Origin of the sequence: Pedobacter cryoconitis, assembly GCF_001590605.1 — a bacterium.
Lineage (GTDB): Bacteria > Bacteroidota > Bacteroidia > Sphingobacteriales > Sphingobacteriaceae > Pedobacter > Pedobacter cryoconitis_A.
This window is the reverse complement of the sequence record NZ_CP014504.1, coordinates 336616-350668: the sequence shown is the minus strand read 5'-3', so window position 1 is coordinate 350668 and position 14053 is coordinate 336616. Positions and strand designations below refer to the sequence as shown.

16 protein-coding genes and 4 tRNA genes are annotated in these 14053 nt (G+C 39.0%); 8 read left to right on the top strand and 12 right to left on the bottom strand.

The features are described 5' to 3' along the window. Positions 1–22: 22 nt before the first annotated feature. Together AY601_RS01600 and trpD are read right to left on the bottom strand one after the other, a co-directional pair. Positions 23–649, bottom strand: a complete 627-nt coding sequence (locus AY601_RS01600) for a phosphoribosylanthranilate isomerase (RefSeq protein ID WP_068395527.1) — start codon at positions 647–649, stop codon at positions 23–25. Next, positions 646–1632 carry an anthranilate phosphoribosyltransferase gene (gene trpD / locus AY601_RS01595; protein WP_068395525.1) on the bottom strand — a complete coding sequence of 329 codons (987 nt, stop codon included), beginning with the start codon at positions 1630–1632 and terminating at the stop codon, positions 646–648. Before trpD ends, AY601_RS01600 begins: the two co-directional genes overlap by 4 nt. A gap of 255 nt (positions 1633–1887) precedes the next feature. Between trpD and AY601_RS01590 the strand changes: the two genes are divergently transcribed. Next, the gene (locus tag AY601_RS01590; RefSeq protein WP_068395523.1) at positions 1888–2379 is read left to right on the top strand and encodes a DUF6985 domain-containing protein; all 492 of its coding nucleotides are present in this window, start codon (positions 1888–1890) and stop codon (positions 2377–2379) included. Here AY601_RS01590 and AY601_RS01585 read toward each other — a convergent pair. From AY601_RS01585 to parS, 8 genes are all read right to left on the bottom strand, one after another. Then, entirely contained in the window at positions 2376–2789 is a 414-nt protein-coding gene (locus tag AY601_RS01585) for a DUF6691 family protein (RefSeq protein ID WP_084359017.1), read from the bottom strand. The two genes, AY601_RS01590 and AY601_RS01585, sit on opposite strands and share 4 nt — an antisense overlap. Positions 2790–2791: 2 nt before the next feature. Beyond that, complete coding sequence (locus AY601_RS01580; RefSeq protein ID WP_232324679.1) at positions 2792–3364, bottom strand: YeeE/YedE family protein; 573 nt, start codon at positions 3362–3364, stop codon at positions 2792–2794. A gap of 124 nt (positions 3365–3488) precedes the next feature. Beyond that, positions 3489–4013 (bottom strand): OmpA family protein, encoded by a 525-nt coding sequence (locus AY601_RS01575; RefSeq protein WP_068395519.1) that lies wholly within the window; start codon positions 4011–4013, stop codon positions 3489–3491. A gap of 80 nt (positions 4014–4093) precedes the next feature. Continuing rightward, the gene (locus tag AY601_RS01570; protein ID WP_084359015.1) at positions 4094–4936 is read right to left on the bottom strand and encodes an alpha/beta hydrolase; all 843 of its coding nucleotides are present in this window, start codon (positions 4934–4936) and stop codon (positions 4094–4096) included. 3 nt (positions 4937–4939) lie between these two features. Continuing rightward, entirely contained in the window at positions 4940–5755 is an 816-nt protein-coding gene (locus AY601_RS01565) for an SDR family oxidoreductase (protein WP_068395518.1), read from the bottom strand. A gap of 6 nt (positions 5756–5761) precedes the next feature. Next, entirely contained in the window at positions 5762–6379 is a 618-nt protein-coding gene (recR, locus tag AY601_RS01560; protein WP_068395516.1) for a recombination mediator RecR, read from the bottom strand. Positions 6380–6394: 15 nt separating this feature from the next. Then, entirely contained in the window at positions 6395–6859 is a 465-nt protein-coding gene (locus tag AY601_RS01555) for an RES family NAD+ phosphorylase (RefSeq protein WP_068395514.1), read from the bottom strand. 12 nt (positions 6860–6871) lie between these two features. After that, positions 6872–7312 carry an antitoxin Xre/MbcA/ParS toxin-binding domain-containing protein gene (gene parS, locus AY601_RS01550; RefSeq protein WP_198163582.1) on the bottom strand — a complete coding sequence of 147 codons (441 nt, stop codon included), beginning with the start codon at positions 7310–7312 and terminating at the stop codon, positions 6872–6874. A gap of 143 nt (positions 7313–7455) precedes the next feature. Between parS and AY601_RS01545 the strand changes: the two genes are divergently transcribed. Next, positions 7456–8934: a sodium:solute symporter gene (locus AY601_RS01545; protein WP_068395510.1), complete on the top strand. Its 1479-nt coding sequence runs from the start codon at positions 7456–7458 to the stop codon at positions 8932–8934. A 19-nt stretch (positions 8935–8953) separates the two neighbouring features. Next, a complete protein-coding gene (locus AY601_RS01540) occupies positions 8954–9661 on the top strand; it encodes a TIGR00730 family Rossman fold protein (RefSeq protein WP_041884462.1) in 708 nt (235 codons plus the stop codon). Positions 9662–9679: 18 nt separating this feature from the next. Here the strand turns inward: AY601_RS01540 and AY601_RS01535 are convergent, their stop codons facing one another. Together AY601_RS01535 and AY601_RS01530 are read right to left on the bottom strand one after the other, a co-directional pair. After that, entirely contained in the window at positions 9680–10270 is a 591-nt protein-coding gene (locus tag AY601_RS01535) for a DUF502 domain-containing protein (protein WP_068395508.1), read from the bottom strand. 9 nt (positions 10271–10279) lie between these two features. Then, entirely contained in the window at positions 10280–12739 is a 2460-nt protein-coding gene (locus AY601_RS01530) for a bifunctional UDP-N-acetylmuramoyl-tripeptide:D-alanyl-D-alanine ligase/alanine racemase (RefSeq protein WP_068395506.1), read from the bottom strand. A 138-nt stretch (positions 12740–12877) separates the two neighbouring features. On the opposite strand from AY601_RS01530, the gene AY601_RS01525 reads away from it, so the two are divergent. From AY601_RS01525 to AY601_RS01505, 5 genes are all read left to right on the top strand, one after another. Continuing rightward, entirely contained in the window at positions 12878–13363 is a 486-nt protein-coding gene (locus AY601_RS01525) for a regulatory protein RecX (protein WP_335340585.1), read from the top strand. 137 nt (positions 13364–13500) lie between these two features. After that, positions 13501–13573 (top strand) — tRNA-Gly (locus AY601_RS01520). A gap of 48 nt (positions 13574–13621) precedes the next feature. Beyond that, a tRNA-Leu gene (locus tag AY601_RS01515) sits at positions 13622–13706 on the top strand. 43 nt (positions 13707–13749) lie between these two features. After that, positions 13750–13822: transfer RNA gene (locus AY601_RS01510), tRNA-Gly, on the top strand. A 48-nt stretch (positions 13823–13870) separates the two neighbouring features. After that, positions 13871–13955 (top strand) — tRNA-Leu (locus AY601_RS01505). Positions 13956–14053 lie beyond the last annotated feature (98 nt).

Below are 14053 nucleotides of genomic sequence, written 5' to 3'. Positions count from 1 at the left end.
TGCAATAACAACTTTGTAATATTTAAATTTTATCAAGTCCCTGTTTAAAGTTACTTAGTAATGCAGTGTCTTTTAGTCCTGGTGAAAGTTCAAATTTGCTATTGACATCTATTGCATATAAGCTCTCATCTTTGATCTTTCCCAATTCAGCAAGCTGATCAATTCCTATTCCACCACTCAGAAAATAGGGTTTCTTGTTTTTATAATTCCCCAGGATTTGCCAGCTAAAAGTTTTCCCAGAGCCTCCATGATCCGGAGTTTGTGTATCAAAAAGGAAGTAATCTGTATACGCCTGATATTCGTCCAATGTATCAAAATCAAAACTTTCATCAATTCCAAATGCTTTGATTACTTCTGCATATCCTTTCAACGCTTCGCAGTAGGCTGCGCTTTCCTGACCATGTAACTGAACAGCTTTCAGGTGATAAGTTACGATCGCATTTTTTACAGTTTCCAATTCTTCGTTCACGAATACACCTGTAGTTTTTATAGTTGCCGGTATATTTTTAATCAGCGAAGGATCGAGCTCACCAATAAATCTTTTAGAACCAGGATAAAAGATAAAGCCAATATAGTTGGGCTGTAAAGCAACCACTTCTGCTAGATTAGCTGGTATTTTCATCCCGCAGATTTTCAATTTATATTTCATCCGATTAAGTTCTGGAAACTTTTCAAGGCCATTCCACCAACGAGCGAAGATTCTGCTTCATAAAAACAATCTGCAAAAGACTGCTCTGGTTTAATAGTCTGAATCGCAATTGCCGCATTACACAACACTACATTATTTTGCGGATCAGTCCCTGTGCCTTGTAATACATTAGTAAAGATATGAGCTGATGATTTAATCGTGTCACCGCCAACAATTTCATGTACATCAAATTCCTCAAAACCAAGGTCGCTCACTTTAACTAAAGCTTCTCCATTTTTACTGAATGTTTTGAAATCACAAGTCAGGGAGACTTCATCAAAGCCATCCACAGCGTGTATAATCGTATAATTTTTATCGGTTTCCTGATACAAATATGCGTATAAGCGGGCAAGTTCAAGACTGAATACGCCTACGATCTGATTTTTTGGCTGTGCTGGATTAACCATTGGCCCCAGCATATTAAAAAAGGTTTTAACACCTAAGTCTTTGCGTATCGGTGCTACGATTTTCATCGCAGGATTGAATAATGGGGCGTGAATAAAGCAGATCCCTGCCCTGTCCAGACTTCTTTTCAGTTCATCCTGATCAGCAGTGAAAGTATAACCAAGGTATTCCATCACGTTGGAAGAACCGCAGCCTGAGGATACACCATAGTTACCGTGTTTAGCAACTTTATATCCTGCTCCGGCTACAACAAAAGAAGCGAGTGTAGAAATATTAAAAGTGTCTTTTCCATCACCTCCGGTACCGCAAAGGTCGACCAGCTCATAATTGGACAGATCTACTTTTACACAAAGGTCAAGCATTGCGTCGCGGAACCCCTGCAACTCTGCAACTGTTATATTACGCATCCCGAAGGCCGTAATAAACGCTGCAATCTGCGAAGTATTAAATTCCCCTGAGGCAATTGCTATTAAAATCCGCTGGGCTTCTTCCCTGCTAAAAGACTTGTTTTCGAATAAGTGGTTGAGTATTTTCTTCATGGAGAGTCAAAAAAAAAGGGCTGCTTAAAAAGCAACCCTCAAAATATTGTATATAAAATAAAACGTACAAAATAGGGTTACACTACGCTATTGCGTTGTGCCACCACCAAATGTTAAGTCCGTTTGTTTGTATCATTGTGAAACAAATATGGAATTGTTTTTGGAAAAGAACAACTATTTGTTGAAATATTTTTTTGAGAAGACAAATTACTTATTTACAATTACATTCGCACAGTAACAAAAACTATAATTAAGATGAGCAAACACAAATTCTGGGGTCAGGTAACGGAAAGTTTGATGGGCTATACCGCTGAAAAAAAATATAACATTCCAAATTTCAGTGAACAGGAAATAGAAATATTTTTAGGAAGTGAGTTTGATGAAGATGGGGATGAAATAGATACTCCTCCAAACAAAATAAGTCTTGATGCATACGCCGATACCTATACAGCATTTTTGAATAATCTTCCTGATGTACTTTTAGCCATTAAAGCGCAAGGTTTTGAGCGTTACAGTAGATTATATGCGCATTATTATGAGCATGAGGAAAAATCAGGAAAAGCGCCATTAAATATTGATACAGCTGAAAAACATTTTGAATACATGCGAGATATACTGCAAATCAGGATTGAGGATAATCAGACTATCATTATTCCAATCCGTTATCAATTGGATACGGAACATGGAATTGAAATAAAGCTTGAAAATAATCAGATTACATCGATTGGCGGAATTGGTGAGTCTTAATGCGGTAAATGATCCTTAAACCTTCCATACACCCAGGTTCCTGCAATGGCACTGATCAAGGTAATACTGATTACGGTTGCACCTGTCCCTATTTGTGCAAATAATGGTCCTGGACAAGCACCTGTAATCGCCCAGCCAAAACCGAAGATCAGTCCTCCGTAAATCTGACCTTTGTTGAAAGTCTTAGGCGTAAAAGTAATGGCTTCTCCATTGATCGTTTTGATATTAAACTTTTTAATGAGCCATACAGAGAGTATGCCTACTGCGATTGCACTGCCAATTACCCCAAACATATGGAAAGATTGCAAGCGGAACATTTCCTGGATACGGAACCAGCTAATGACTTCGGCCTTGACGAAAACAATGCCAAATGCAATACCGACTAACAGATATTTTATATTATTTTTCATGATTAGCCGAGTAAAAGAATGTACGGAAGGATATAGTTAGCCATGATAAAACCGCCAGTCATAAAGCAGCAAGTAGCGACTAAGGAAGGCCATTGCAGTGTTGAAATCCCCATAATAGCATGCCCGCTTGTACATCCACCGGCATAGCGTGTTCCGAAACCAACCAGAAAACCACCACCAACCATCATAATCAGTCCGCGCAATGTGAAAAGCGAAGACCAGTTAAACAGTTGCACAGGAACCATAGCCTGATAATCTGTGATACCATAGCCGGATAATTCGGTTACCAATTTAGGGTTCAATACAATATTTGAAGGATTAGAAAGTAAGGATGTGGCAATAAAACCACCCAAAAATATCCCTGCAACGAAGAAAAGGTTCCAGGCTTCTTTTTTCCAGTCATATTGGAAGAATGGGATTTTAGCCGGCATACAGGCCGCACAGATATGACGTAAGGAAGAACTGATGCCAAATGCTTTGTTACCGATCAGCAGCAGTATGGGTACGGTCATTCCGATCAATGGGCCCGCAACGTACCATGGCCACGGTTGCTTTATAAATTCAAGGATACTCATGTCTCTGGATTATGAAGCCTGTAAGTTCCGTTATTTATCCGGCATTATAAAAAATCGGCATTATAAAAAAATGGCTGAAGGCCCTCCTTAAGAAAGGACCTTCAGCCAGCTATGAAATAGCTTGTTATTGCGCTACTTTAATCTCTACTCTACGGTTCAATTCTTTACCTGCTTCAGTTGAGTTATTGTCAATTGGATTGGTTGCGCCAAATCCTTTTACTGATAAATTACTACCACTGATACCTGCATTCACTAAATATGATTTTACTGAATTTGCTCTGTCTACTGATAATGACATATTGTGCTCAGGTGTACCTTCAGCTGAAGAGTTTCCGTTCAGAACAAATTTAGCTGAAGGATCTTTTTTCATTTCTTTAGCTGCATTATCCAGGATCTGGAAGGAAGCTGTTTTCAAGACGTCAGAGTTAAATTCAAACTGAACATTAGCGAAGTTGAAATTTGGTTTCTCTGGTGCAGGAGTTTCCACTTTTTCTTCTACAGGTGCTTTTTCTACTGGTTTCTCTACCGGTTTTTCTACTGCTACTGGTGGATTAGGTTTTGCAACGATTTTCTTCGTTTTACAAGCTTGAAGAGAAAAAGCGAATAAGCCGATACCAGCTAATAGTAAGTGTGTTTTTTGAAATCTCATTTTCGTGTTTTTTTCTTATTAAAGGTTAAAATTTGTGAATTGTAAACATAAATAAATTACAATAGATAGGTAGTAAATTCTTAAGTGCGTTTTAAAAAATCCAGTATGAAGTCATAAAGCTGATTGCTGCCAAATACCATTTGCGAAATCATCCCTACGTGTTTCTTTTTAGGGATGATATGCAGTGCAGATGGCACTTGAGCATTGTTAAGCAATTTATTCAGCCTTTCGGACTGTAGTTGTATTGCAGGATAAGTTTTCGCGCCATAAAAGATCAGGTGCGGATTTTTACTGTTCGCTGCATAATGTAAAGGAGAACCTTTTTCCCACGTTAACGGATCTGTAGAAAAGGTCCGCAGGAAATCATAATAACTGTTATCCTTTTCTGCGCTACTCATATATTCTATCATATCCAGGCCAAAGGCATCATTCAAAATCACACCTTTTACTGGGTTTGCAATACCGGCTTGTTTAAAATAAACCGGGTTATCATTGATCAGTTCAGCAAGGTGCCCACCAGCAGAGTGTCCCATCAGAAAAATCCTTTCCGGGTTCCCACCGTATTCTTTGACATGTTCTTTCACCCACTTTACTGCCTGAGCACAATCCTCAGCCATGCGGTCATATTTATAGGCTGGTGCTAAACCGTAGTTTATATTTACAGTAACCACTCCTTTACGGGCCAGGTTCCTTCCCAGCCACCAGTAGATATCTTTTTTTCCGCTGCTCCATGAGCCTCCATGGATAAAAATTACGACGTCTTTAGCTGTAGAAACGTCGTGCTGATAAAAGACATCCAGTTGCCTGTATTTGTCATTTGCTGCCGTATAATTAATGTTCTTCTCTACTTTTACTTTAGCAGATAAAGCGAAGAACTGTCCCAGAAAGGCAAATAACATCAGTAGTTTTTTTATAGGGGTCATTCCTTATTTAATTAAGGCATTCTTCTCTTTTGTAAAGTGGTTAAATACCAGTTTATCGGCAAGTGCCGGAAATAGTTTATTGATCCATACGGTTAATTTACCTTGTCCGGTCATGATCAGTGTACGTTTACGCCCAGCAATTCCATTGACTATATTTACTGCAACTTCTGCTGAAGACATCATCTTTCCTTCTTCCATACTGGTTTCTCCATGTGAGGTACCGTCTTTTGCCAGGGCCGCCACTCTGATATTCGAAGTAGTAAAACCCGGACAAGCGACCATCACGTGTACTCCGGTATGCAGGAGCTCTGTTCTCAGCGCTTCCATAAATCCATTCATTGCAAATTTGGACGCTGAATAACCTGTTCTGCCCGGTAAACCACGATAGCCTGCAATAGAAGAAACGCCAATTATACTCCCTTTAGTCTTCAGGATTTCAGGTAATGCATATTTAGTGCAATAAACTGTACCCCAGAAGTTGACATCCATCAGGTTTTTAAGGACTGATAAATCAAGTTCGTTGAAGAGTGCACGCATAGATAGTCCCGCATTGTTTACCATAATATCAACCTGGTTAAAGGTTAATAACGCCTGTTTGATCAGTGCTTCACAATCTGCTTCTTTACTGACATCAGCTTGTACAGCCAGGGCTTTAATCCCGTATCTTTTTTCCAGATCGGCAGTAACCTCACATAAAGTCACAAATTGCCTGGCTGCCAGTACTAAGTTTGCTCCGCGTTTGGCAAATTCTTCAGCGCATGACTTTCCTATACCCGATGAGGCACCGGTAATAATGACTACTTTATTCTTAAAATCCATTGTGATCTATTTGGTTATTGAATTGACATAGGGTACTCTGGTAACGATTGAGCGGCCTAAAGTGATTTCGTCTGCATATTCCAGTTCACCGCCAAAAGCGATTCCACGGGCAATAGTAGTAATTGGTATTTGAAAGTCTTTGAGTCTTTTGTAAAGATAAAAAAGTGTGGTATCGCCTTCCATAGTTGCACTTAAGGCTAAAATAACCTCCTTAACAGGTGTAGTAGCAACCCGCTGGACCAAAGAATCTATAAACAGATCGGATGGCCCGATTCCGTCCATTGGAGAAATTAAACCGCCTAATACATGATAAACGCCAAAATATTGAGAGGTATTTTCTACAGCCATAACATCACGCGTATCTTCGACCACACAAATTATTTCTTTCTCCCGTTTATTGGAACTGCAAATCCCGCATATGGGCAGATCTGATATATTATGACAGATGCTACAGTGCTTGATATCTTTTCTCAGCCTGATGATGGAGTTCCCGAAAGTATCTACTTCCTCTTGTTCCTTGTTCAATAAGTGCAGTACCAGACGCAATGCAGTCTTTTGTCCTACACCAGGTAGTTTAGAAAATTCGTTAACAGCATCTTCGAGTAGCTTGGAAGAAAAATTCATTTACAAATTTATATTTTATTTCACTAATCTCGCATCTACCGCTAATTCTTCAACTAACCTGACACTAACCAGCTCATGATAGCCGGGAAACAAAGGATTCAACAAATAATTGTATTCTAATTTATTGATAGCCGATCTGGTTTTAATACCCAGAAATTTCCGTTCTTCCATTAGCTCATCACCAATTCTTTTATTTTGAAGATTACCTATCTCCTGCCAGTTTGCAGGATAAATTTTATCAGGGAGTGTATAAATAAGTGTATCATCTATTTTGAGTTCAATACTCATAATATAGAGATTTGGAGGACTGTTTTCTATTTCAAAATGGACCAGATTTTCAAGATAAGCTAACGAACTATTTTCACTGGTATATAACATATAAGTTCCAGCATTATTCCAGCGTCCACCCTCTTTATAAGCTCCCATGCCAGACAAATCAGTAGCTCTCTTTTTTAATTTTGCAATACGATATACAATCATGTAGGATAATTGCTAAGAGTAAACTCCTTCTTCAATCCTGCCCAGTACATTATCAACCATCGCAAGTCCTGTAGGAATATAAAACAAGTCCAATGGCTTCATTTCATTCAATGCCCTATTAGGTGTGTTTAACCATCTTTGCATTTTTTCTTCTTGTTCAAATACCTCAAAAGCATGGGCTACTACCTTGGTCACTTCTATAATGTGGGAAGAAGTATATCTGTCTAGTAAATCGTCTGCTTTTTTTCGTTCCAGAGTTTTAACAGATAAATTTAGTATGTCTTCAGCAAAGTTCTTTTTGGTCATCCCCATATGCCCCACCAGAGCATCCAAAGAAGCTTTCTTGATCCCTTTATTGCTTAAAGTAATCAAATCAAACACAGACTTAATCTTTTCTCTTATCAGATCTGCCCCACCTAGTAAGTAGACCAGATTATCTTCACGTAACACCATAACCGACATTTTTCCTAAAGATAAGGATAATATGTCGCATTAAATAGACAGACTGTTAAAAATTTATCATCAACTTTTTTAAACACCCTTTTGATTTTTAGCAGATGATTTTATTACATTTAGCTCCTAAAGTATAATTATATATGACTCCCGCCATACTTTTATCCTTTCTGTTAGGATATTTTGCTCTTTTAATAGGAGTAGCCTATTTCACCTCCAGGAACTCATCTGACAACGCCTCATTTTTTATTGCGAACCGCAATTCAAAATGGTACCTGGTAGCTTTTGGAATGATTGGAACAGCCCTTTCGGGAGTAACTTTTATTTCTGTGCCCGGCGCAGTTGGCAAAGGTGAATTTGGGTATTTCCAGTTTGTACTGGGTAACGCAGTAGGTTTCATCATTGTAGCCACTGTCCTTTTACCCCTTTATTACCGGATGAACCTCATTTCAATTTATACGTATCTGGAAAGAAGGCTAGGTGCTTACAGCTATAAAACAGGCGCTGTAATCTTCCTGATTTCCAGAACGATCGGGTCTTCGTTCAGATTATACCTGGTGGCTATTGTCCTTCAAAAATTCATTTTTGATGCCTGGAATATCCCATTTTGGTTAACTATCGTACTTTGCCTGGTATTAATCTGGGTTTACACGCACAAAGGTGGTCTTAAAACTATTATCATCACCGATACGCTGCAAACTGTATTTCTGCTGTTATCGGTTGTCCTGTCGATTATATTCATTGCAAGATCACTACATCTGGATATAGCAGGTACTTTTGAAGCAGTAAAAAACAGCAGTTACTCCAAAATATTCTTCTGGGAAGATTTCCTGGGCAGCAAATCTCACTTCCTGAAACAGTTTTTAGGAGGTATTTTTGTTACCGTAGCCATGGTAGGGCTGGATCAGGACCTGATGCAAAAGAACCTAAGCATGAAAAGTATTGGAGAAGCACAGAAAAACATGTTCACTTTTACAGGTGTATTTGTAGTCATGAATATCTTTTTCCTGAGTGTAGGCGCTTTATTATACTTGTATGCTGCAAAAAATGGCATAGCAGTTGCTGACTTAAAAACACCGGATCATCTTTATCCTGAAATTGCTTTAAATCATTTAAATATCATCCCAGGGATTATTTTTATGCTGGGTTTGACAGCTGCAACATTCGCAACTACGGATTCTGCACTGACTGCATTGACGACTTCGTTTTGTATGGACTTCCTCCATTTTGACAAAAAAGAAGATCAGAATGACCCTAAACTGGTGACGCAGCGACACTGGGTACATATCGGTTTTTCGGTTGTTATGGTTGCTGTTATCCTGGTGTTTAAAGCTATCAATGATGATTCTGTGGTCAATTCAATATTTACAGCGGCTGGGTATACTTATGGTCCGCTGTTAGGTTTATTTGCTTTCGGGATGCTGACAAAGAAAGCAGTTGCAGATAAATTAGTACCTTATTTGTGTATTGCATCCCCTGTGTTGTGTTTTGTAATCAATACACACAGTATAAAATGGTTTGGCTATGCGATGGGTTTTGAGCTGATTGTGCTGAACGGTTTGATTACATTTTTACTACTTTGGGTTACCGGACGAAATACGGCTGACCAAACTAAATTTTAAAATATAAATAAGCATAGCAATGACGAGTGAAGAGAAAATAAGAAGCGCGTTTGAAAACAAAAACTGGCAGGAGATCAAAGTGACTGATTCCTGGCAGATCTTTAAAATAATGGCTGAATTTGTAGATGGCTTTGAGAAGCTGGCTAAAATTGGCCCCTGTGTATCCATCTTTGGTTCTGCAAGAACTGCTGAAACGAATAAATATTATCAAATGGCAGTAGATTGCGGTAAATTATTGACTGACCGCGGTTATGGTGTAATTACAGGAGGTGGCCCTGGTATTATGGAAGCTGGTAATAAAGGCGCCCATACCAATGGGGGGAAATCTGTAGGATTGAATATTGACCTGCCTTTTGAACAGTTCCACAATAAGTATGTTGACCACAATAAATTACTGCAATTCGATTACTTCTTTGTAAGAAAAGTCATGTTCATGAAATACTCACAGGGATTTATTGTATTACCTGGTGGAATGGGAACAATGGACGAATTGTTTGAAGCGATTACATTGATTCAGACCGGTAAAATTGCCCGTTTTCCGATCGTATTGTTAGGTAAGGATTACTGGGGTGGATTAATTGACTGGATCAAAAACACGATGTTAGAGAAAGAGCATAATATCCATGCAGAAGATTTAAACTTGTTCAGATTAGCGGATACTGCTGAGGAAGCAACAGAGCATATTTTCAGATTCTATGATAAATACGTTCTGAAACCAAATTTCTAGGCTGGTATTATACAGGGGTTAGATATGACTAACCCCTCCTGATACAACTAATTTCATAGCATCAGCAGCATTCATTTTCAATTCTTTGATCTTATCCTTAGACACGACACAAACTTGTCCGGCAAAGGAGTACGAGAATGGAAAATAAACGACACAATCTCCGGGTAAGCCAATTGACGACAGATCGCTCTGCGTCATGAAGCCAATCCTTTTGATATCTGCAGTCATTTCTACCAAAACAGGGTGATTAAATTTCTTTTCATCACCAACAAATGCCTCTGTGAGGTCCTTAATAGAAGAATAAATAAAATTTAACCCAGGCAATCTGTTCATCCACCGGTTGAACCAGTTATACATTGGTTCAGTTACAAAATTAGTCACAAATATCCCTGCGGCCAGAATTAACGCTATAACCAGCGCAAGCCCTAAACCAGGAATATTCCTGCTTTCTCCTGTTCTTGGGTCAACCCCCAGAATATTATTGACATTCAACCAGCTATCGACTGTGGTCACTGCCCATATCACGATGTAAATACTTAAAGCTATAGGCAATACTATCAGTAAACCCTTAATCAGGTAATTTAACAGTGCCTTCCCAATCCTGTTCATAAGACAAAACTACTCATAAAAATAGATGCGTTTTACCCTTTGAGAGATATTTGTTAAAATCTCATAGGGAATAGTATTAATTTGCTTCGCTAAATCATCAACCGTCAGCTCATTATTGAAAATAATAACCTCGTCCCCAATTTTCGCGTCCAGTCCGGTTACATCAAGCATACACATATCCATGGCAATGGTACCGATTACAGGAGCAAATTTACCGTTAACGAGCATCTTCCCTACCCCGTTTCCAAACGATCTGCGGTACCCATCTGCGTAACCTATTTTTATAGTTGCTGTAGTGCCCCCATCGGGCAAAACGCCCCAGCGCCCATAACCGATAGTATCCTTAGGGCCTACTGTCTTAATTTGTGTGATCGTAGTTTTTAAAACAGCTACGGTACAGAGTCCGCTTTTATCTGCCAGCCCACTGTCAAAGCCATATAAACCTATACCTATTCTGACCATGTCCAGCTGCGCTTCGGGATGTCTGGTTATTGCCGAGGTATTGGAAATATGCTGTATAAAGCCATAACCTAATCCTTTGCGCAGGGCTCCGCTAAGATGCAAATAGGTTTCCAGCTGATAGCCTGTAAATTCATCATGCTGCGGGTCTTCACTTGCTGCAAGATGCGAAAATGCAGAAACTACTTTTATCTTTTTAGTCTGGTTGAGCAAGGGCAATAACGCTGGAAGATCTGGTTCTTCAAATCCCAGTCTGTGCATCCCGGTATCAATTTTAATATGAACTGGATAAGCTGTTTGTGTTTCAGGTAAGAAAGCAACAAATGCTTTCAGAATATCAAGGTTATAAAGTTCAGGTTCCAGCTTATATTTCAAAATCGCCTCGAAAGCAAAAGGTTCAGGACTCATCACCATGATTGGTAAAGTTATCCCTGCTTTTCTTAAAGCAATTCCTTCGTCTGTATAAGCTACAGCAAGGTAATCTACTTTATGATATTGTAATAAATTGGCAATTTCGAAGCTTCCGCTGCCATAAGAGAAGGCTTTTACCATGGCCATTACTTTCACGCCGGGTGCTAACTTTGCTTTATAGAATTTCAGATTACTGGCTAATGCGTTTAAATCAATTTCCATGACTGTTCCATGAACTTTTTGCGTCAGGAGTTTACTGATCCTTTCAAATTCAAATCGCCTTGCTCCTTTAACCAGGATCGTTTCACTGTTAAATGTTATTTCAGCAAACTTCTGAATGAATTCTTCTGTATTTTCATAGAATACTGCAGGTAAATCAAAGAGGGAAGCGAATGCACTGATATGAGATCCTATACCAACCAACCTGTTTACCTGCTTTTGTTTTAACAAAGCGGCAATTTCAGTATAAAGTTCCACATCCGTTTTTCCCGTTTCGGGCAAGTCTGACAGGATCACTGTTTTCAGTGGATGCTGATTTTGCTGATTCAGAAAATCAAGGGCTATAGCAAGCGAAGAAATGTCAGCGCTATAGGAATCGTCAATAATGGAGCATTGATTGATACCATTTTTCAGTTCTAAACGCATGTTTACAGCTGTTAAATGTTCTAAACGAATATCTGCTTGCTCTGGGGTATATCCCAGGGCTAATAAACAGGCCCAGCAGATAATTCCGTTTTCTACGGATGCCCCGTCGCCAAATGGAAGCAGGCATTCAATTTCTTCTCCTTTGTAAAGCGCTTTGATATAGCTTTTACCATTGATTGGTTCCACAAACAAAATGGACAAATCTGCTTCAGTTTTTGTGCTCCAGGAAAACTGTTGTTCACCTGGTAGTTCATCTGCAGGTATATTTACGGTATAATCAGGACTGTAAATAAATAGTTTAACATCTTTGAAGAGTTTCAATTTCTCTTTCAACTTTTCTTCCGGAGAGGTAAATCCTTCGGCATGGGCTTCTCCTATATTGGTAAGTATACCAATAGTGGGCTGTATAATTTCAGCGAGCTGCTGCATTTCTCCATTTTTAGAGATACCAGCTTCAAAGATTCCAAGGGTATGTTCCTGATGAATTTGCCAGACAGAAAGGGGAACACCAAGCTGTGAGTTAAAACTTTTCGGGCTCCTGACAACCTGGAAATCTGAGGATAGTAATTGATATAGCCATTCTTTAACGATAGTTTTCCCGTTACTCCCTGTAATTGCGATGACTTCCAGATCAAATGCGTTTCGGTGATTTGCAGCGATGAGTTGTAAGGCCGCATGCACATCATCTACCAAAAGAAAGTTAGCTTCAGGAAATTTTTCCTGATATCCAGCTTTACTAACGACAAAGTTTTTAATGCCATTGGCATAGGCTTCTGCAAGAAATTCATGTCCGTCTCTGGCAGCTGACAAAGCAAAGAACAAAGAGGTTTCCGGGCTGATCACTACACGGCTGTCTATAAGCAGGCTATTAATTAAAGCGGGATATTTTAATTCGAAGGATTTTATATTTAAAAGTTCAGCCAATTGCTGAATGGTATAGTTTATTTCACTCATTGATCCGAATACTAGAATGGGATAAAGTTAAACTTTTCTAAGAGCCAGTTTAGTTTAGTTTAGCGTTTATTTGTAAACAAGCTGTAATAAATAATGCGGATATTTGCAATATCAGCTACATATAACAAGGAATTTATATTGGAAAAAGAATATTCAAAACCTGCACTGGACAAAAGGACTGCTTTAGTAAAAGCGGAAAGTTACTGCGCCTACCAGGAACGTGCGCAGCAGGAAATCAGGAATAAGCTATATGACTGGGGATTAAGACATGATGACGTGGAAGAAGTGATCACAGAACTTATCCTGAATAATTTTCTGAATGAGGAAAGGTTTGCGATGGCTTATGTATCTGGCAAGTTTAATATCAAGAAATGGGGCAAGGTTAAAATCAAACAGGGGCTTAAATTGAAAAAGATTCCGGAGAAAATGATTTTAAAAGCATTAAATTCTATTGATTATGATGATTATTTAAAAACTATTCTCGCTGCTGCTGAAAAGAAATCAGCAGTTTTAGTAGAGAAAGATGCCTATAAGAGGAAATATAAGCTAATTACGTACCTTATGGGGAAGGGCTTTGAAAATAATTTGATTTCTGAAGTACTGAAGGACAATAACTTAAGCTAATACCTATTTTTTTTATTCAAAATAACTTGACAGTAATATAAAAGTCCTTATATTTGCAATCCCAAACGGAAACAAGGTATACAGTTTTAAGCCTTGCAAATGTGACGGAAACATCGGATGATGTTGATAAAACCAATGCGAAAGTAGCTCAGTTGGTAGAGCACGACCTTGCCAAGGTCGGGGTCGCGAGTTCGAATCTCGTCTTTCGCTCTAAGTGTCTTCTTTACCAGAAGGCATTTATTTAAAAGGTTAACACCTGCTCAGATGGTGGAACTGGTAGACACGCAGGACTTAAAATCCTGTGACCTTAAAAGTCGTGCGGGTTCGATTCCCGCTCTGAGTACTCCCTGTATAAAGTTATACAGAACCTGAAATACTATACCAATGCGAAAGTAGCTCAGTTGGTAGAGCACGACCTTGCCAAGGTCGGGGTCGCGAGTTCGAATCTCGTCTTTCGCTCTAAAGCCTTCTCTAAGAAGGTTTTTATTTTTAAAAGGTTTAACACCTGCTCAGATGGTGGAACTGGTAGACACGCAGGACTTAAAATCCTGTGACCTTAAAAGTCGTGCGGGTTCGATTCCCGCTCTGAGTACTCGATGGGAAGCACGTTCTGAAAGACGTGACTTCCCATTTTTATTTATACGTAATTTTTTATTACGCTGATATCGGGGATCAATGGAGGATCAATAC